Below are 19,370 nucleotides of genomic sequence, written 5' to 3' on the forward strand. Positions count from 1 at the left end.
AGTTATTCAAGAAAGAGGGTAGAATAAAAGGTAATAACTTAATGAAAAGGAAACGATCACTACATGAAACGTAACGTATATATTGTGATTGCCACATTAATTCTGATTGCGATAGCTATTTCTCAAAATACAGGTTCGGGCGTTCAAGCTGTATTTCAAATGGACAAACCCCTGCCTACAGAGACGGGTCCCGAAGCTGGATTATTAGCGCCCCCATTCACAATGGTTGGATTAGATGGGAAGACGTATCGTGTCGGTGGTGAGCAGGAGAAGGCCATCATTGTGAATTTCTGGGCTTCGTGGTGTGATCCATGTCAGGAAGAAGCTCCTGAATTAATTAAAATAGCTGATAAGTATCATAATGATCTTAGTATTTATGGCATGAATGTAACCAAATATGATAATAAGAAAAATGCTCAGAAATTCATCGACAAATATCACATAAACTTCCCGGTAATGCTTGATTCAGAGGCGGCTGTATTTGATCAATATAAAGGGGCCGTATTCCCAACGAATGTGTTAATTGATAAACATGGGGTCATTCAGGAAATTATTCTAGGGACAGTTTCGGAGAAAGAATTAGAGAAAAAAGTGAAAAAGTTAATTCAATCTTAAACAAATAAACCTCGATAGCCAACTTTATGGCCATCGAGGTTTATTATTTGTGATTTAATGATTTATTAGGCCATGTTGTTCATTAATATTTAGTTCTTTCTCATTCTGAGTGCTTTGACCCAATAGAGCATAGCGAATACTATCGACTAATGCTTCCCAACTGGCTTCGATTACATTGCCGGATACTCCGACGGTCGTCCATGTGCGTTCGACATTTTTAGATTCAATAAGTACTCGTACTTTAGCAGCCGTGGCGTCTTTCTCATCTAAGACACGAACCTTATAGTCTGATAGATGCATTTCCTTAAGGATTGGAAAGGACTGAGAAAGGGCTTTTCGAAGCGCATTATCGAGCGCGTTAACAGGTCCATTTCCTTCTGCGGCGGTATATACACTTTGGCCGTCGATCTTCAATTTAACGAAGGCTTCAGAAATAACTGGGTTGCCTGCACTTTTCTCAACAAGCATTTTGAACGATTCGAAACTAAATAATTCAGAAATCTGTCCATTAGCTTCACGTAGTATCAGTTCTAATGAAGCGTCTGCCGCTTCAAATTGATATCCTTGATGTTCTAGATCCTTTATCTTATCAATGACATTGCGGGACTGTTCGTTGCTTGGATCGAATGCTAGGCCCATTTCCTGTGCTTTGGACAGAATATTACTCTGACCTGCTAACTCGGATACTAGGATTCGTTGTTTATTACCTACAAGTTCTGGTTCGATATGCTCATAGGTACGTGAATCCCTAAGGATGGCAGAGACATGGATACCGCCCTTATGAGCAAAGGCTGCATTACCAACATAAGGTTGATTCACAGGCATGTGCACGTTTGCAATTTCACTTACATAACGGGCGGTGTTGGTCAGTTGGGCTAATGATGCAGGTTCGATACAATCGTATCCCATCTTCAGTTGAAGGGTTGGGATGATTGAGCAAAGATTAGCATTTCCACATCGTTCTCCATAACCATTGATCGTTCCTTGAACTTGGCGCGCTCCTGCTTGGATAGCGCTTAATGTATTAGCTACAGCAAGTTCACAGTCGTTATGGGTATGAATACTTAAATTAGCTTGAGGTACATTGGAGCTTATAGTAGAGACAATGTCATAGATTTCGTGTGGCAGGGTTCCGCCATTCGTATCGCACATCGTCAACCAATCTGCGCCCGCGTCTTTTGCTTTTCTTAGAACGGCAACTGCATATTCTGGGTTATTCTTGTAACCATCGAAGAAATGTTCTGCGTCAAATACAACTTCAAGTCCACTTTGTTTGAGGAACGAGATCGAATCGTATATCATGGCGAGGTTCTCATCCAATGTTGTCTGCAATGCAGTATGCACATGAAAGTCCCATGACTTACCAACCAGAGTCGCAGCCTGTGCGCCTGAGTCAATCATTGATCTTAGATTAGCATCTTGTGCGGCTTCTGTATTTTTGCGACGTGTATTCCCAAATGCTGTGATCTTGGCATTAAGTCCTAGGGACTGAACTCTTTTGAAAAATTCAATGTCTTTACTGTTACTTCCTGGAATACCACCTTCAATATATTGGACACCCAGATCGTCTAGTTTTTTGGCGATTTTTAATTTGTCATCGGCTGATAAACTGACTCCTTCACCTTGGGTGCCGTCTCGTAAAGTTGTATCAAATATAGAAATAGATGTAGACATGGTTGCCCTCCTTTGGAAGTCTTTCTTAACGTGTTTTTTATAGTTCATAATTATATCACTTCTACACTGGAATGTAACAAAGAATTGAATATTTTGTAATGTGCTTCGATCTTGACCTATAGTTAGTCGGGGGTTATGCTGACTCTTGAGTTCATTTATATAGATGAAGAAGGGATTTTAGCGTGAGAACAATCGATGAATATTATCCAGCGAAAGGCAGGGTTATACTTCATGTCGATATGAATGCTTTCTACTGCTCTGTACATGAAGCAGAAGAACCCGATAAATATCGTGGCAAGCCCACAGCCGTAGCGGGAAGTGTTGAACTTCGCAAAGGGATAATCGTGACTTGCTCATATGCTGCTAGACGCTTAGGTGTTTCGACAGGAATGCTTGTGAATCAAGCATTAAAGAAATGCCCTAACTTGATCGTGATACCACCCGATTTCACTGCCTATCGTAAATATTCTAATGCATTTATGAAGATAGCTTACGAATACACTCCTTGTATGGAAGCGACATCAATCGATGAATGTTATTTAGACATCACGGGCTCCAAGCAGTTTGGTACCCCTCAGGAGATTGCCACGATCATTCAGAAGAGAATTTATATGGAACTGTCTCTTCCGTGCTCTGTTGGTATTGCCCCGAATAAATTATTGGCTAAGATGGCATCAGATATGAACAAGCCTAACGGGTTAACCGTACTTCGTATTCGAGATGTGCCTAAGATTTTGTGGGATAAGCCGTGTGATCAATTATTTGGTATTGGTGGCAGAACGGCTGATAAGTTAAGGAAAATAAATATTCATACGATAGGGCAGTTAGCTAACAGCGAAGAAATGCTGCTGACACAAACATTTGGTGTGTTAGGTGTATGGATGAAACAGGCGGCCAATGGACTGGATCAGTCTCCTGTGTTAGAGAATCGTGAACAGAGTAAGTCGATAGGACACACGACGACGCTCCCATCAGATATTTATTTGAAAGAAGATGTTCACAGGGTTCTATTAAATCTGAGCGATCAGGTGGCTCGTAGACTGCGACGTAAACAAATGGTTGCGGGTGCGATCCAGATTACCATTCGTACCCCTGATATGAAGACGATCACTCGAATGCATACACTCAGTGCACCAACGGAGAATACAGAGGATATTTATTCGAAAGCATGCCAATTATATAATGAACACTGGAGCTGGGATAAGTCTGTTCGCTTATTGGGTGTGACGTTGCAACAACTTATGCCAAAAGAAGACTCAGCGATTCAATTAGATTTATTTAATTATGAACAGCATCCTAAGAAAGAATCCTTAACCAAAGCCATGGATTTATTACGCAATAAGTACGGGGAGAATGCAGTCCTGACAGCTGGAATGCTAGGTGACGATCCCTCTGTTCTAATTAGAAACCATAAAATCAGAGGGACTTCGTTGCAGATGGATTTCAGGGATAAAGAAGATGAAAATTTGTCATAAATGTGAAAGTGATTTGAAATTATGTTTGAAATCAATTGAAAATTCATTTTTTTTGGTTTAATATTATGGCTAATGATCTTTTACTTATAGACAGTAATGAATGGGTATACAGGAGGAAGAGAGAACAATGGCTAAATATACATGGGTTGAGAAAGATACATGCATTGCATGTGGAGCATGTGGTGCAACAGCGCCAGACATTTATGATTATGATGATGAGGGAATTGCTGAAGTCATCTATAAGAGTGATTGTAATCGTGGTAATACAGAAATTCCAGAAAGTTTATATGATGATCTAGATGATGCAAGTGATGGTTGCCCTACAGACTCCATCAAGATTGCAGATGAACCTTTTAATAAAGAGGGTTAATAATAGTTCTGAATAAGTTTAGACATTCTCATTCGGTAAAGTTCCGAGCGTGAGTGTCTATTTTTTTTGTCTATTTCTGCCGATATAAGAAATAAAACAATATTTTGGAGGTCCAGATGAAGGATTTGTTATACCTCAAAAAATATGTAGAGTTACATTCTGATAATAAGATGGGATGGTACTTATTAGGCAAGGAATATGAAAAGAACGGTGAGGAAGGTAAAGCTAATTACTGTTTCAATCAATCAGGAGAAGTATATGAAGCTTTCGAACTGAGCAAAGTACCAGATGATCTTTGGATGGAGCACCAATATAAAGTATTGAAGGAAGGACGTGATAAAGAGAGACGTTTGAACAAAATCCGTAATTTATTACTTGGATTAGTGATGATACTTCTATTCTTTATACCTACGATTAATGTCCCAGGACAACTCGGTACTTCTAATGTGGACGAGCAGATAGTAACAAGTGATAGTGAACAGCAACCTGGGTTAGTGACTGATGTGAATGATAAGCAACGTGAGGCAACAAGTCCTGTATTTACTGCTCAAGCGGTAGGTTCGATTCAAGAGAGGTCGCGTACGTTATCTTTGATGCTGTCTCATCCAGGATCTTTGCCTGTGAATTTGATTGTACTGGGGATGGAAAGAAAAGATAAATGGCTGCTATGGAAGCACACTATGCCGATTGCTTTTACTCTAAAGAAAAGTAAAGATTCCGCAGTGACTTATCAATCTTATAATCTGGATGAATGTGATTGTAAACTGCCTGAGGAGCCAAAGCTTAAACAATCTGCAGAGGCGTGGATTAAGGAGCAGGAAAATTTGTTGGTTCTCTCGAGAGCGATCCGATCTTTCACACAACAAGAAGGTAGAGTACCCGTCAGTCTAAGTGAATTGGTTCAGCCTTTCCCTCGTAATGTGCTCTCTGGATCTACGGATATTATGAAACGTCATTTCGGAGAGATTAATGCAGCATACGCTGGCGGTGGAAATGGGAAAGATTCTTCAACTCTGGTGCAGAAGAAAGGTGATATACCACCAACAGCATCAGCAGCATTAGCTTCAGGGGATGACGTCTTTTTCAAAGATCCTATAGAAGTCATTGTTGATAAAAAGAATCATCGCTTAGCAGTTGTTAGTGGGAATATTATGTTACGTAATTATAAAGTAGGATTAGGTGGGGCGAAGACGCCAGAAGATGAATTTGTTATTTCGGACAAGGTTGTGAACCCAAACGGAAGTGCAACTGGGGAGTTTGGTAGCCGAGGGATGCAGTTATCAGATAGTAGGTATGCTATTCATGGAACGGATGAACCTAATAGTATTGGGCGCGATGAATCAAATGGTTGTGTCCGTATGTCTAAGGACGATGTAGAAGAATTATTTGATCTCATTCCAAGAGGTACGAAAGTACGGATTGTGACAGGGGAGCTGCCTGATGACATACTGGTTCCAACAGATCGTTATCAAACCCAGCATAAGCAGGATCAGACGAACCCCCATAAAACGTACCATTGGCTCTAACTGTTAACAATAAGTAAGACGATCATGACTACTATAACCAGAGATACACTGATACCAACCCATAATACCGCTTTCTTGTTTACTTCTTGTTTGTTCTGATGAAGTGTCGGTGGTTTGCGTTTGGCTGTCATATAGATCAACCCTCTCTCTATCATTTTCAATGGCTATCCCAATTGTAATAGGTTTGTTTGTAAATTGCTATAGCGCTATTTCGGAGATGATATGGAACTTTTGAGGGGTGAATTACTTTCTTTTTAGTCCGTAAAAGGCTAAAATGTAGTATAGAGAAAATTGTGGATGGAGTTGAAGATAAACCTGTGTTATATAGAAATATAGCTAAGCCGTTATTTTTTAAAATAGACCCGGAGAAAGCGCACCATCTTGTCGTTGGAGGATTACATACTGTGGGCTCCATACCGGGTGCAACTCATGCTTTGAATTCGTTATGGGGGGTAAAGGAAACATCGGATTTGGCAGTTGATTTGTTTGGATTACACTTTCACAGTCCGGTTGGCCTCGCGGCGGGATTAGATAAGAATGCAGCTTCGGTAGAGGGATTCTCTTCTATTGGGTTCGGATTTATGGAAGTGGGAACTGTTACACCAAAGGGACAACCTGGGAATGAGCAACCGCGTCTGTTTAGACTTCCATCAGATGAAGCGCTCATCAATCGAATGGGCTTCAATAATGAAGGTGCTGAAGCTATGGCTCGAAGACTTTCTACAAGTCGAAGTCGACGAATTCCCGTAGCTATTAATATTGGGAAGAATAAAGACACGCCAAACGAAGAAGCCTATATGGATTATCAGAAATGTATTCGTACGTTATATCCTTATGGTGATTTCTTTGTTGTAAACATTAGTTCACCGAATACTCCGGACTTGCGTAATCTGCAATATGGTAATGATCTATCTTCTCTTCTTGGCTTTATTATGGAAGAAATGAAGGCTCAGTCCATTAAGCATGGTGCTACGAAGCCTATATTGGTGAAAATTGCTCCAGATGTGAGTGATATAGAACTTGAGTCTATGATCGATGTTCTTGAATCAAGTGGCGTATCAGGAGTCATTGGGACGAATACAACCTTATCTCGTGAAGGGTTGAATCATCAAAGCGCCAAGGAAAGTGGAGGACTGAGTGGCAAACCGCTACGCAGCCGATCTACAGAAATTATATCTCGCATTTATAAACGGAGTCATGGCCGCCTACCGATTATCGGTTCAGGGGGAATTTTTACTGGTAAGGATGCCTATGAGAAAATTAAGGCAGGGGCGAGTCTGGTTGAAATCTACACAGCCCTTATTTACGAAGGGCCGGATGTGAATCGGAGAATACATGCAGAGTTAAGAAAATGCCTACAGCAGGATGGATTCAAGCATATATCGGAAGCGGTAGGTGTAGATCATAACTGAAGGTGAACAGATAGGAGGCTCGGTGGAATATGGGGATAGATAACAGGGATTGGAGCATGTTTTTGCTCCCATATGAACAGTCAGTAGAGGAACTTAAAGTTAAGTTTAAGACGATGCGTTCTGAATTAAAGAAGCGTGAAGAATATGCTCCCATTGAGTTCGTAACAGGTAGAGTCAAGAAAATATCTAGCATTCTCAATAAGGCCAAGCGCCTTAATGTTCCCATGGATCAACTTGAGAGTGGGATCGAGGATATAGCGGGTATTCGGATCATGTGCCAATTCGTTGAAGATATTCGGCGGGTAGCTGAATATATTCGTAATCGTAAAGATCTGAAAGTCTTGTATGAGAAAGATTATATTACGAATTATAAGGAAAGTGGTTACCGTAGCTTTCATATGATTATTGAATATCCAGTACAGACCGCTCTTGGACAGAAAATTGTGCTAGCCGAAATTCAAATTCGTACATTAGCGATGAACTTCTGGGCTACCATTGAACATTCCCTTAGTTATAAATACCGTGAGAGCTTACCTGATAATATTCGCAAACGATTGACAAAGGCTGGAGAAGCGGCATCTATTCTAGATAACGAGATGTCGAGTATCCGTGAAGATATATTGGAAGCGCAGATGCAATTTGAAGAAGATTCAAATGTTACAACACAGGTTCTTAATCTTATCCACCAATTGTATTTCTACCATTTGGTTAACGAGGCCATTGGGTTCCAAGACCGATTTAATGACATCTGGCAAAGACATGATATGGATGAGATGAAGCTGTTATTGGATGAAGTGAAGCAACTGATTGCTTTAACAAAAAAGGGTCAGAATCCTGATGAAATATGAGGATTTATATATTGCCTATCTTATCTATTTCAATCGAGACCAAGACTATTTCGAATGTCATGAGGTCCTAGAAGAGCTGTGGCTTCATAATAATCGTGATCCATTATATAAAGGCCTGCTTCAGGTAGCTGTAGGACTGTATCATTTCCGTAACAACAATATAATAGGTGGCAGGAAGATGCTGCACAGTGCTGCGGATCAATTGGAGAAATACCCAGTGGACACGCTTGGTATCGAGATGGGATCCTTAGTAAGCCATGTTCGCCTCTATGCTAAGAAATTAGAGCAATATGAGGAGTCTCCGTTTCCTTATTACGACCTTACCATTGTTGTTGTTGATCCAGAACTGCAACTTGCGGTAGATTGTGCGAAACGAACAATTATACCTAATATTCCGCAACGTCGGGGACCGGAGCCGCCGGATCGTCCGCGGAATAGACAGACACATGTTGATGAATAACCTTGGTTTGTGGACAATGTTACCTTTGGTATAATGTATGAAACAACCCGCTATGAGTTATCATAGCGGGTTGCTCCGTAAATAGAAGATATGTTTGAGTTAATCTGTCATGTCGTTTTGTGAAAAAGAAAAGTTAGACTAGCAGTTATAGTTATGAGGGAGGTGGCATCACAATGAGTGGAGGAAAACGAACGACGCAAAGAATTGATAAAATTCTGGCTCATATAGGCATTGGTTCGAGAAATGATATTAAAATCATGGTGAAGCAGGGATTTATTAAGGTGAATGGCGTCATCGTGAAAGATAGAGGTTTGCACGTGGATCCTTATAACGATTCTATTGAGGTTAATGGCGAGAGCATTGTATATAAAGAGTTTATCTATCTTATGTTGCATAAGCCTCCTGGGGTTGTGTCCGCTACGGAAGATAAGCGAGAAGCTACAGTAATAGATCTAATAGACTCTAAGGACTCCGTGTTTGAACTCTTTCCTGTGGGAAGACTAGATAAAGACACAGAGGGCCTGTTGTTGCTAACGAATGATGGAAAGCTTGCACACAGCTTGTTGTCTCCACGAAGACATGTACCTAAGACGTATGAGGCCCTTGTAGATGGGGATGTTGGGTTGGATGATGTTAAGCAGTTTGCTGCTGGAGTTACGCTCGATGACGGATACAAGACGTTGCCTGGCGAGTTAGTTGTGCATAGTCAAGAGCATGGGGATCGGGTGATTTCAAAGATTTCACTTACGATACATGAAGGGAAGTTTCACCAAGTCAAGCGGATGTTTGAAGCTGTTGGCAAAAAAGTGATCTATCTCAAACGTGTTCAGATGGGGCAACTCAATCTTGATCCTACACTAGAAATTGGAACATATCGAGAATTGACCCCAGAGGAGTTATCCTTGTTAGTTAAGGAATCATAATAAATAAATGTAGATAAATATAGAGATAGAAAAGGATGGATGGAGAAATGAAATACAAACTAATTGCATTAGATCTTGACGGCACACTTCTGAATGATGATCATGATATAAGTGAACAGACAATGGAGACGGTAATAGAAGTATCTAAGCAAGGAGCAGAAATTATTGTATGTACAGGCCGTGGCCCTCAGAACTCCATCCCCTTTATGGAAAAGATGGGGTTGATGGGATATGTTATCAGCCATAATGGCGCAGCTACTGCAAAAGTGGAGACAAGAGAAATTATTCATCAATTCTCAATGGACCATGGGGCTTTAACACCATATATTGAATATTGTCGCGAGAAGGACATTCATTTTGACGTAAATACAGCGTTTGAAATGTTCGTTGAAAGTGTGGAGAATTTGAAAGTAGAAGTTCGTAGTATGTATGAGAACTTTTTGACTTTACCTTTTAATTTACCAGCATGGACCGACTTGAAGGATCCTATCGTTAAATTTACGATGTTCGGTGAACCAGCGCAATTAGACGAGGCGTACAAGGAATTTAGCACGTGGACATCTGATCTAAATATGCTTCGTAGCGGAGAATACTTCATTGATCTGATGGATAAAGAGGCTTCTAAAGGAAATGCACTTAAACAGTTTGCTATAAAACGCGGTATTCAGCAGGAAGAAATTCTGGCTATAGGAAATTATCATAACGATATTACAATGCTTACTTATGCAGGTAAAGGTATCGCTATGGATAATTCTCCGATAGAAGTTAAAGCAGCCGCTGATGAAATAACGCTATCGAATAATGAAGACGGAGTGCATGTTGCGCTACTTAAACATTGCCTTTCATAATAAAACAAGATAAATAACACAATAATAAGACTACCTTTTCTCCGTAACAAGCGGGTTGAGGTAGTCTTATTTTGTTTAATAACAGATAGTAGATCCTTGATGTAATTATTGCTATTTCAATTTAAATGTTATACAATTAGATTGTGCACAACCAAAAAACAAATGGATAGGGGAGATTAATAATGACAAAAACATTATTTACAACAACAGTAACAGTTGCCGGGGGAAGAGAAGGAGTAGCCGTTTCTGAGGATGGAAACTTTACAGTTGAAATTGCGATGCCTGGAACCCCTAGGGCAATAGAGATACCTGAAGCAACGAATCCGGAACAACTATTTGCAGCTGGATATGCGGCTTGTTTTGATAGTGCTTTACAATCTGTTGGTAAAATTGAGAAAGTAAATTTTAATTCCAAAGTTACGGCTAGTGTCAGTCTATTGATGGGCGAGCTGCATCAATATAGCATAGCTGTAAAGTTAGCCGTAAAGGGAACGGGGATAGATCAAGAGACGTTTGAAACGTTGGTTCATAAAGCGCATGAAATGTGTCCTTATTCCAAAGCAACTCGTGGCAATATAGACGTAGCTTTTGAAATCACAGTAGATTAATATTGTTATGGCATCATACACATCAGATCAAACAAGAAAAACGCTTGAGATTTCTCAAGCGTTTTTCTTGTTGTACTAGAACTCTTCTAAAGTTTTTAATAACTGTAGAAGTGAGGCTTTTAAATCTTCAACTGTCTTTTTATCCTTACCCGACATGTCCGCAATACGTTCAGGAATGAAGCAGGCCTCTACCTGTAGGCTAAGTCCTTTTTCGGTTAGTTGAATCATTACCGATCGTTCATCTTGAGTAGATCGTTTACGTTCAATTAGACCGTTGTGCTCCATACGTTTTAACATCGGAGTAAGTGTTCCTGAGTCAAGAGAAAGTAGTTCACCTAGTTTTTTGACTGTGAGTATATCTTGTTCCCATAGTAGAAGAAGGACAAGATATTGAGGATAAGTTACATCCAGTTTATCAAGCAGTGGTTTGTACTTCTTTGTCATTTCCCTCGAACTTGCATAAAGCAGGAAGCATAATTGATCTTCGAGTACATGTTCTATCTTATTTTTCATCATATCACCAGCTAATAGTAGTCCATGTGATAGGTAAATCCATATCACACTTCTCTTTAATATAATCTTTATACCCTATAAAATAAAGCATTATCCATTTTTGAGATCAAGAGGAGAGTTGTTTGGCTTCTTTTGTGGATGAAGATGTATAAAAAGGACTGACTTTATTCTTACCGGTTGTCTTGGAGCGATACATGGCTTGATCTGCCTGTGACACCAATTCATCAGCGGTTATGTTCTTTCTTAGACTACTATATCCAATGCTTATCGTTACGATGGTCTCGTGTTCGACACGTTCCCGCACACTTTCCGCTATCTGATTTACTTTCGCACGTTTGTCTACGATTGCCGCTACGAGTTCTTCTCCTCCATATCGACCAGTCAAGCCAAAGCTCGATACTTCTTCCTCTAGAATAGCAGATACCTGTTGTAGCACTTGGTCAGCCTTTGCATGCCCCTGTGTGTCATTCAACTTCTTGAAATTATCGATATCACAAAAGATTACTGAGACCTTCAGGCCCTGATCCACATATCGATTTACATTTTTCATGAAGAATCGACGGTTATAAAGGTTAGTTAATCCATCCGTAATCGAGGAACGATAGATAGATTGCATCTGCTCTACAATTCGTTCAAACAATATAAAAAAGATAAAGGTGTAATAGATCAGAGGGAGAAACAATCTCACATTAATGAAAGTAGTACCACAATTGTCGGCATATCGATAAATAAGATTCATGATAACCCAAATTAGAATAATCAGAATGCCCAAATTATATTTAGCTCTTTGGCCAATTCGTGGAGATATCATAGAGAGACCTATGATAATAATAACGCCTTGATAAAGGCTGAGATAGAGCATCTGCCCTGAACTGATGTTGAATAGCGATAAACCTGAAGAAAAGAAGGGGGCAAGGAAAAGAAGGAACATAAATCCAAGAATGAGATAGGCTTTCTTACTCATTTTTCTATACAGGAGATAGACAGAGACATTTAACATGAGAAAGGAAAAGACCTGCATTCTTGCCGACCAAATGGATTGTTCTTGATTGTTGTGTGAAAGGTTGAAATGGATGTTCATCCCTTCATATGTCATAATAAAGAGGAAGGCAAGTACCATATAAATGTATGCCTTCTTGCGTTGTTTGCTATACATAATGAGGCACATTACCGTCATAATGAGTACAATGTATAGACCGATTGCTGAGGCGATCCCCGGTAGAATAGGGGAGGACCATGGTGAAGATGGCATCGTTATTCCTCGTTCCTGTAATTGTCGTGTTTGCATAACTACTCTTTTAAAGAGATTGAGCACGTATTCTATGTAATGAAATGTGAAACATATGTTCTAAATATACCATATATCCTCAAATTATGAATAGTTAAGGGCATAAGAGAAAGTAGGGATACGTAATGAGATTACTTCAAGCACTTTTTTTTCCACCGGAGCAACCAGGTGGTGTTTCTTCCATGATTCCTTATATGCAGGAGCGTTTCAGTTCTTCACGATGGGAGATGGAAATGTTCTGGCTTCCTAGAAGACTTCGGAATAAAGGACGGGAAGACATTGTATTTGATACGTTCGACTGGACTGTATATGCTGAGAGTGAAATTGTGCAGAAATATATTCAGACATACAGAGATTATATTTGGTGGACTCGCATGCGGATTCAACAACCATATGAGCTTATACATGCGCATCATCCGATTGCAGGACTAGCGTTCAAGCATGTTTTTCCAAATGTTCCACTCATCCAAACGATACACTCAAGTTATGAGCGAGAGTTAATTCTCAATGGACGTATTGAGGAGAATGGACTTGAACATCAATTTCTAGTGTCCTTGTATCGTGAGTTAGAAATGAAGAGTGAAAGATTAATTACGGTATCTCAGTCATTTGCGGGATATATTTCTTCTTACGTGGATCACCCTGATCTTATTAACGTCATCCCGAACGGATTTGATGAGAAGCGATTCAAACCTGTTCCTCACGAGAATGAGGTACCGCAACTCGTATGTGTCTGTCGTTTAGTTCCTGCAAAAGGATTAGATATTCTATTTAATGCATGTGCCGAACTGAAAAAACGAGGCTATGATTATGTGTTGCATATTATTGGGGATGGACCTTTCCGTAAAGAATTGGAAACACTAGCACAGGATTTAGGTATTTATAATGAAACGATATTTTATGGATACACCTTGCATCCAGAAGAATTTGTTCCTTTCTTTGATATATTCGTATTGCCATCTAGAGCAGAGGCATTCGGTTCTGTATTTGCTGAGGCGGCCCTAAGTTGCCTTGCGCTTGTGGGGACGGATGTGGGGGGGATTCCTGAGCAAATAGAAGACGGGGTTAATGGATTGTTAGTTCCTGTGGAAGATTATCTAGCGCTAAGTGATGCGTTGGAGAAACTCATTAGTGACCCATCCTATCGCTATGAGCTAGCCCGTTCAGCTTGGGAGAAAGCGAAAAGTCATTATTCATTGACTCATGTAGTTAACGAACTCAAGAAAATGTATTTACAATTTGACGGAAGAAAGAGTGAGGAATAATGATTCCCTTTCGGTTCATTCATACCGCTGATCTACATCTAGACAGCAAATTCACTGGAATGAAGGGGTTGTCGGATGCTTTACGCCAACATCTAAGGGATTCAACTTTTACTGCGTTACGTCATTTAATGACACTGGCTATAGAGGAACAAGTGGATTTCATGGTTATTAGTGGCGATATATATGATGCAGCAGATAGCTCGTTGAGAGCTCATCTCTCATTACAAGCGGCATTCGAAGAACTTGGTAGTCACAGGATTCATGTCTATCTTATTCATGGGAATCATGATCCTTTAGATGGTCCTCGCCTTCAAATTAAGAATGCAGAGCATGTACATGTGTTCGGCGATGAGATTGAGAGTTGTATAGCTCGACGTCGGAGTGATCAACAAGAGGTCGCAGTCATAAGTGGGATTTCTTATCCTACGTCCAAGGTTACGGAGAATACAGCTTTGAAATTTCATAGAGATCCAGAGTCTCATTTGTTTCATATTGCGATTCATCATGCCAATGTAGATGGAGATCCCGCACATGAGACCTATTCTCCTTGTACGCGAAAGGAGTTAGAAGCATCGGGTTATGATTATTGGGCGTTAGGTCATATTCATCAACGTCGTGTCATTCAGGAATATCCTCATATTGTATACGCAGGAAACATTCAAGGAAGAAGTGTGAAGGAGACGGGGCCTAAGGGTTGCTATGTTGTGGACGTGTTAGAAGATACTTCGCTTCAGATGGTCTTTCATGAACTAGACAGTGTTCGTTGGTTTCGCGAAGAAATATCGATTGAAGGTATTCACAATGAGGATGAATGGAGAATCCGAGTTGAGGATAGGGTCGATGCTATTCGACAACTTCGCCCTGTAGAGATGAGTATCGTTCGCTGGATAATGACAGGCCGTAGTGCGTTACATCGTGTACTAGAAAATGGACATGTAGCAGGGGAGCTAGAGCAGGAACTTCGACGTAGAGAAATAGCTAGAGCAGAGAGTGGGCATTTCGAAGGATTAGTCTGGAGCGAGAGTATTTCTCTCCAATCGGGGATTGAAATCGATCGGACTGACATGATGGGAGAAGATAGTTTCCTAGGTGAAATGATGCGTCTTGAGGTTCAGGCAGAGCAAGATGACGAGTTAGCTAAAGAATTAGTGGAGAAAGCATTGGCTCCATTAATGAGCAACAGAGAGATCAGACGGATTATAAGCGAAGCTAGTGAACAAGAGAGACAGGAGTGGCTGCACCGTGCCGGAGAGCTTGGTGCAGTGTTACTACTCGATAAGGCTGCTGATGGAGGCAGAAAGTGATGAGAATTGAAAGGCTTCAGATTCATGGTTTTGGACGAATGAAGGAACAGGATATTACGATAAAGTCCGGTATTACGGTATTCATGGGACCTAACGAAGCGGGTAAAAGTACGCTTATGCAATTTGTAAGAGCTATGCTATTTGGAATTCCTAGTCGTACATATCCTACGGAAAGATATGAGCCCCTCGCGGGTGGAGTACATGGTGGTGTGCTGACTGTAATAGATCAGGATGGGGCGAGATGGACTGTGTCACGGTTTGCAACATCTGGAGATGCAAGCACAGGATCAGGAAGCCGATTGGAGAAACTTACAATTTCCAAGACAGATGAACATGGACGAGTTCGTAACTTTACCCAACAGGATATGGAACGTGAGCTACTGGGAGGTATGTCCCGGGAAATATTTAACCAGCTATTTGCGATCTCATTAAGCGAACTACAGGAAATACGTACACTGCAATCTGACGAGATGAGTAGCTATTTATTCCATGCGGGGATAGGCGGCGGCGGAGAAATTATTCAGGCAGAGCGAAAGCTTGTTCAAGATATGGAGAAAATTTATAAACCGAAGGGCCGTGTGCAAGAAATAGCGAAAGTACTGCAATCTATGGAGCAACTTGAGAGAGACATAGCCGAAAGCCGCTCCTTTCTTCAACGCTATAATGTGAATGCAATAACGCTAAATGAAACGGTGCAATTACTTCATCAAGAAGAGCGTAATCGGTACGCGCAATCAGCACAGGTGCAATTGCTACGTAAAGCTAAGGAAATCAGACCGATGTGGTTGAAGTGGACCGAAGCGACGATGGAACATTCTTCTTATCCGATGGTCTCATCGTTTCCTGAAGAGGGATTGCGACGATGGGAGTCACTTCAAGGAGAAGAGAATGTAGCCTCACTAAGACATACTCAAGTGCTCCGAATTCAAGAAGAACTACATGCTCAATTGGATAACTTGCCGAATGATAAGCTACTAGAGGAACAAGGTACTGTTATAGAGCGGTTAAGCAATCGTCGAGAATCGTACGAAGTTAGAAAGAGAGATTGGGAAGAGACAAAAGCCGAAGCAAATGCATTGGATACGCGGTTAACTCATATTTTGCGTCAGATTAATCCAGCTTGGAGGAGGAATGAACTTCAGAAGTTCTCTACTTCAGTTGGTGAACGTGAATCGGTCCGACGATATGCTGTGGGTTTCGCCTCTTATGATCGCAGAATAGAAAGTCTGGCACAAGAAACACAACAGCTACGGCGGCAGCTAGATTTAGCAGAGGACGATTACCGTAAAGCTCAACAAGTCGCCAAGGAAGAGACAGATACTGGGCGGAGTCGATTTGCTATGATGGTTCCTCATAGTCCACAAGAAATGGCCACACTCTGGAATGAACTTCAAGGAGCTGTTGAGCGGTGGCGTGAGAATCGAATACTAAGGCTGTCAGCCAGTGGACAAGTAGATAGTGAAGTTGTTGTGCAACGACGGATGAAGAAGTTGTATCTTAATCTTTTGTGGGGAAGCGGGATCTTAACGATTCTCACGCCTATACTTTTGTTGTGGAGTATGGGCTCTGTGAAGGCAGCTGTTTCCTTCGGCTCTCTATTAATATTAGTGGATATCATTCTATTGTGGAATGTGGTTATGAAGTCTTCACGTCAACAAGTTAAGCGCACTGAAATAAGTCTTATCTCCGATGAATCAAGTGAGCTTGAACGGATAACTAAGCTCATGTCTTTGCTTATAACAGACCCCTTGAATGCTGCAGGAAGTGAGGGTTATAAGAGGAATTCTGTAGATGCAGGAGAGTTGGAAGCTAGTATACGTGAATTGCGTAAAATGATGGATGTTTGGCAATCATGGCAACAGAAGTTGGATAAATTATATGCAGAACAGAAGGTTTGTCAAGAACGTGTTCATGTGCTTTCTCGTGAACTTTCAAGGCTTGGAGAAAGCATGGCGAAGGAAGAGCACACCTTTGAAGAGCTTGAGACAAGTTGGGGTAATTGGTTACAAGAGCGAGAATTAAATGAACAACTCTCACCGGAAGCTGTGCTTGATATGTTTGGACTTGCGGAGCAAGGGTTAGAGAATATAGATAACCTGGACAAACTACGTCGAAAAGAGCACCAGTTGCAACAGGATTGTCTTGAATATGAACGTGATATTTCTAGTCTCTTACCTATAGGAGCAGACAATACGGACTTGTCTCCTGGGGCATTTATCGAGTTGAAGAAGAAGGAATGGATCGACTACCAGGAAGTTCTCCGTAAACGCAGTGGGTTATTATCTAGATTAGAGGCAGTCAAAGAAGATGCAAAGCTTGTAACGGATGATCTGCAGCGTATCTCCACTCTCATGCAAGAACTGATGACCGAGGGACAGGCAAATAGTGGAGAGGATTTCTTGCGATACGGGAGAATATACAGTCGCCGCCAAGAATTATCGGGTAACATTCGCCAATTAGAGATTGTAATGTTTAGCGGCATCGATGATCGACGTAGAGAAGAAATCCTGCATGTGTTGAATACGCAGGATGAGACGGAATTAGAATTGGCATGCAACAACCATGAACTGAAGATGAACGAGGTTGAAGTACATTGGAACGAATTACAACAGCAGCATGGAAGATTGTTACAAGAGAAAGATCAATTGGAGTTGTTATGCCTTCATGATACTGCACTTCAGCAATTAGAAGAGCAGAAAGCAGCATTGAAAGAAATGACTACGAATTATGCGGTGATGTCTATTTGTGCGGAACTCATCTCTAGAACTCGCCGTATTTATGAAGAGGAAAAGCAACCGCAAGTCTTGAAGATGGCTTCCATATATTTCGAACGATTAACGAATGGGGCCTATACCCGGATTGTGATGAAATTAGGTGCGAAGGAGCTACTTGCTGAACATCGTGATTTAGGTCTGATCGATAGTGGTAAATTAAGCCGTGGGACAGCTGAACAAATGTATTTAGCTATGAGATTCGCGTTAGCCAATACGATGAATACAACAACAGCAATCCCTCTACTTTTTGATGATATCTTCGTTAATTTCGATGAGGAACGAATGATTTCGGCATTATCCCTACTTCAGGAGATCTCCTTAACTCGTCAAATTATTATGATGACTTGTCATCCCTACGTAGTTAAGCATATTCGGAGCATTGATCCGACTGTACATGTTATTTCTTTACAACCATCAGTTTGACGACCCATAGTAAGCTAAGGAAACCGAATAATGGATATAAGATGGATAACAAATTACTGAAGCCGAATTGACTGAACAGAAAGCATAACATCATGACGGCAATCGCGATTAATTTGGGAGAATATTTAAAATGCTGTTGTAGCTGTAAGGTGACACCGTATACGTCTGCAACAAATGTTGTAAATATTTCTAAGAAAATGAGCAATACGTAGATCATTTGTACGACAACGCCCAATTGAAAAGCGATGCTTCCCATGGGGATTTCATATTGCATAATGCCAGGCATATTCGCTGACATCGCAAAATGCGCGGCCATTAACATAAAGCCTACACCTAGCCCCCCGAGTATGCCTCCCCATCTAATGGCTGAGATACTCTCTGTATGGCTACCAAGAGGTACGAGCACAGCTTGAGCCATTACGAGATTGAAAGCCGTGTATAGAATGGGTGATAACCATGCCATGGTTAGGTTACGGTCTGTAGATAAGGTTAGAAAGCTATCTGCATTGGGCATTTGCCATGTACTGGAGATAATGAGTAGTGAAAGAGTCAACATCATGGGAACAACGATACTGTTCATGTTCATAATGGAGTTCATGCCTCGATTGAGCAGGAAATACGATGCAACCACGGTTAGGATAAGACCCGTCTGGTAATGTAGATTGAGGTGTTGGACAAATACGGAACCGGCGCCTGCTAGCATGATGCTATTTACCCCGATGAGAACGAACAGCATGATAATACTGATGTATCCACCTGACTTATTTCCAAATAGATGTTTGTTGAGATCCTCATATGATTTGGCACGAATTTGTCGAGAGATGATCATCATTTTCGTACCTAACCAAATAAAGAGGACGGATGAAAGAATAATGGTCAATGTAGCCCATTTGCCATATTGGGTGAAGAACTGGAGAATTTCCTGTCCAGTGGCAAATCCTGCGCCAACAACGGTACCTATGTAAGTGAATGCAATTTGCATAATCCGGACAGCGTTTTTCATCCTTTTCCTCCTTGAACGAATACTGATATTAGTACAAGGTA

At 40.9% G+C, this 19,370-nt stretch carries 18 protein-coding genes; 13 read left to right on the top strand and 5 right to left on the bottom strand.

What is annotated here, in order from left to right:
• Positions 1–63 precede the first annotated feature (63 nt).
• Entirely contained in the window at positions 64–615 is a 552-nt protein-coding gene (locus tag BW961_RS12300) for a TlpA disulfide reductase family protein (RefSeq protein ID WP_068587282.1), read from the top strand.
• Positions 616–669: 54 nt separating this feature from the next.
• On the opposite strand, the gene cimA is transcribed toward BW961_RS12300, so the two are convergent.
• The gene (gene cimA / locus BW961_RS12305) at positions 670–2,289 is read right to left on the bottom strand and encodes a citramalate synthase (protein WP_068587284.1); all 1,620 of its coding nucleotides are present in this window, start codon (positions 2,287–2,289) and stop codon (positions 670–672) included.
• A 182-nt stretch (positions 2,290–2,471) separates the two neighbouring features.
• Between cimA and BW961_RS12310 the strand changes: the two genes are divergently transcribed.
• The 3 genes from BW961_RS12310 to BW961_RS12320 all read left to right on the top strand — a co-directional run bounded on the left by BW961_RS12310 (position 2,472) and on the right by BW961_RS12320 (position 5,660).
• A complete protein-coding gene (locus BW961_RS12310) occupies positions 2,472–3,764 on the top strand; it encodes a DNA polymerase IV (protein ID WP_068587287.1) in 1,293 nt (430 codons plus the stop codon).
• Positions 3,765–3,891: 127 nt separating this feature from the next.
• A complete protein-coding gene (locus BW961_RS12315; protein WP_068587289.1) occupies positions 3,892–4,134 on the top strand; it encodes a ferredoxin in 243 nt (80 codons plus the stop codon).
• Positions 4,135–4,250: 116 nt separating this feature from the next.
• Entirely contained in the window at positions 4,251–5,660 is a 1,410-nt protein-coding gene (locus BW961_RS12320) for a L,D-transpeptidase (RefSeq protein ID WP_068587291.1), read from the top strand.
• On the opposite strand, the gene BW961_RS31575 is transcribed toward BW961_RS12320, so the two are convergent.
• Positions 5,657–5,791, bottom strand: coding sequence for a hypothetical protein (locus tag BW961_RS31575; protein WP_280175203.1), 135 nt, complete (start codon positions 5,789–5,791; stop codon positions 5,657–5,659). The genes BW961_RS12320 and BW961_RS31575 overlap by 4 nt on opposite strands.
• Positions 5,792–5,977: 186 nt before the next feature.
• Between BW961_RS31575 and BW961_RS12325 the strand changes: the two genes are divergently transcribed.
• From BW961_RS12325 to BW961_RS12350, 6 genes are all read left to right on the top strand, one after another.
• Complete coding sequence (locus BW961_RS12325) at positions 5,978–7,072, top strand: quinone-dependent dihydroorotate dehydrogenase (RefSeq protein WP_068587374.1); 1,095 nt, start codon at positions 5,978–5,980, stop codon at positions 7,070–7,072.
• A 35-nt stretch (positions 7,073–7,107) separates the two neighbouring features.
• A complete protein-coding gene (gene yjbM / locus BW961_RS12330; RefSeq protein WP_068587376.1) occupies positions 7,108–7,920 on the top strand; it encodes a GTP diphosphokinase in 813 nt (270 codons plus the stop codon).
• Complete coding sequence (locus BW961_RS12335; protein WP_068587293.1) at positions 7,910–8,380, top strand: DUF309 domain-containing protein; 471 nt, start codon at positions 7,910–7,912, stop codon at positions 8,378–8,380. Before yjbM ends, BW961_RS12335 begins: the two co-directional genes overlap by 11 nt.
• A gap of 173 nt (positions 8,381–8,553) precedes the next feature.
• On the top strand, positions 8,554–9,303 hold the full coding sequence (locus tag BW961_RS12340; RefSeq protein ID WP_068587295.1) for a pseudouridine synthase: 750 nt from the start codon (positions 8,554–8,556) through the stop codon (positions 9,301–9,303).
• Between the two features lie 47 nt (positions 9,304–9,350).
• The gene (locus BW961_RS12345; RefSeq protein ID WP_068587378.1) at positions 9,351–10,151 is read left to right on the top strand and encodes a Cof-type HAD-IIB family hydrolase; all 801 of its coding nucleotides are present in this window, start codon (positions 9,351–9,353) and stop codon (positions 10,149–10,151) included.
• Between the two features lie 182 nt (positions 10,152–10,333).
• Positions 10,334–10,759 carry an Ohr family peroxiredoxin gene (locus BW961_RS12350; protein ID WP_068587297.1) on the top strand — a complete coding sequence of 142 codons (426 nt, stop codon included), beginning with the start codon at positions 10,334–10,336 and terminating at the stop codon, positions 10,757–10,759.
• A gap of 75 nt (positions 10,760–10,834) precedes the next feature.
• Here BW961_RS12350 and BW961_RS12355 read toward each other — a convergent pair whose 3' ends face one another.
• Together BW961_RS12355 and BW961_RS12360 are read right to left on the bottom strand one after the other, a co-directional pair.
• Positions 10,835–11,272 (bottom strand): MarR family winged helix-turn-helix transcriptional regulator, encoded by a 438-nt coding sequence (locus BW961_RS12355; RefSeq protein WP_068587380.1) that lies wholly within the window; start codon positions 11,270–11,272, stop codon positions 10,835–10,837.
• A gap of 106 nt (positions 11,273–11,378) precedes the next feature.
• Positions 11,379–12,524, bottom strand: a complete 1,146-nt coding sequence (locus BW961_RS12360; RefSeq protein ID WP_170878560.1) for a GGDEF domain-containing protein — start codon at positions 12,522–12,524, stop codon at positions 11,379–11,381.
• A 161-nt stretch (positions 12,525–12,685) separates the two neighbouring features.
• Between BW961_RS12360 and BW961_RS12365 the strand changes: the two genes are divergently transcribed.
• From BW961_RS12365 to BW961_RS12375, 3 genes are read left to right on the top strand one after another with little or no spacing between them, the layout of a single operon-like run.
• Positions 12,686–13,825, top strand: coding sequence for a glycosyltransferase family 4 protein (locus BW961_RS12365; protein WP_068587299.1), 1,140 nt, complete (start codon positions 12,686–12,688; stop codon positions 13,823–13,825).
• A complete protein-coding gene (locus BW961_RS12370) occupies positions 13,825–15,129 on the top strand; it encodes a metallophosphoesterase family protein (RefSeq protein WP_068587301.1) in 1,305 nt (434 codons plus the stop codon). The genes BW961_RS12365 and BW961_RS12370 overlap by 1 nt, the downstream gene beginning before the upstream one ends.
• A complete protein-coding gene (locus tag BW961_RS12375; RefSeq protein ID WP_068587303.1) occupies positions 15,129–18,326 on the top strand; it encodes an AAA family ATPase in 3,198 nt (1,065 codons plus the stop codon). The genes BW961_RS12370 and BW961_RS12375 overlap by 1 nt, the downstream gene beginning before the upstream one ends.
• Here BW961_RS12375 and BW961_RS12380 read toward each other — a convergent pair.
• Positions 18,301–19,329 (bottom strand): YkvI family membrane protein, encoded by a 1,029-nt coding sequence (locus tag BW961_RS12380; RefSeq protein ID WP_068587305.1) that lies wholly within the window; start codon positions 19,327–19,329, stop codon positions 18,301–18,303. The two genes, BW961_RS12375 and BW961_RS12380, sit on opposite strands and share 26 nt — an antisense overlap.
• Positions 19,330–19,370: the final 41 nt, after the last annotated feature.

It is taken from the genome of Paenibacillus macquariensis, from assembly GCF_900156375.1.
In the GTDB taxonomy this organism is placed as follows: Bacteria; Bacillota; Bacilli; order Paenibacillales; family Paenibacillaceae; genus Paenibacillus_AQ; species Paenibacillus_AQ macquariensis.

Bases quoted from the DNA above. Each gene is read 5' to 3' on its own strand.
- BW961_RS12300 (WP_068587282.1), top strand. From the start codon at position 64: ATGAAACGTAACGTATATATTGTGATTGCCACATTAATTCTGATTGCG.
- cimA (WP_068587284.1), bottom strand. From the start codon at position 2,289: ATGTCTACATCTATTTCTATATTTGATACAACTTTACGAGACGGCACC.
- BW961_RS12315 (WP_068587289.1), top strand. From the start codon at position 3,892: ATGGCTAAATATACATGGGTTGAGAAAGATACATGCATTGCATGTGGA.
- BW961_RS12320 (WP_068587291.1), top strand. From the start codon at position 4,251: ATGAAGGATTTGTTATACCTCAAAAAATATGTAGAGTTACATTCTGAT.
- BW961_RS31575 (WP_280175203.1), bottom strand. From the start codon at position 5,791: ATGACAGCCAAACGCAAACCACCGACACTTCATCAGAACAAACAAGAA.
- BW961_RS12335 (WP_068587293.1), top strand. From the start codon at position 7,910: ATGAAATATGAGGATTTATATATTGCCTATCTTATCTATTTCAATCGA.
- BW961_RS12340 (WP_068587295.1), top strand. From the start codon at position 8,554: ATGAGTGGAGGAAAACGAACGACGCAAAGAATTGATAAAATTCTGGCT.
- BW961_RS12345 (WP_068587378.1), top strand. From the start codon at position 9,351: ATGAAATACAAACTAATTGCATTAGATCTTGACGGCACACTTCTGAAT.
- BW961_RS12350 (WP_068587297.1), top strand. From the start codon at position 10,334: ATGACAAAAACATTATTTACAACAACAGTAACAGTTGCCGGGGGAAGA.
- BW961_RS12355 (WP_068587380.1), bottom strand. From the start codon at position 11,272: ATGAAAAATAAGATAGAACATGTACTCGAAGATCAATTATGCTTCCTG.
- BW961_RS12360 (WP_170878560.1), bottom strand. From the start codon at position 12,524: ATGCCATCTTCACCATGGTCCTCCCCTATTCTACCGGGGATCGCCTCA.
- BW961_RS12365 (WP_068587299.1), top strand. From the start codon at position 12,686: ATGAGATTACTTCAAGCACTTTTTTTTCCACCGGAGCAACCAGGTGGT.
- BW961_RS12370 (WP_068587301.1), top strand. From the start codon at position 13,825: ATGATTCCCTTTCGGTTCATTCATACCGCTGATCTACATCTAGACAGC.
- BW961_RS12375 (WP_068587303.1), top strand. From the start codon at position 15,129: ATGAGAATTGAAAGGCTTCAGATTCATGGTTTTGGACGAATGAAGGAA.
- BW961_RS12380 (WP_068587305.1), bottom strand. From the start codon at position 19,329: ATGAAAAACGCTGTCCGGATTATGCAAATTGCATTCACTTACATAGGT.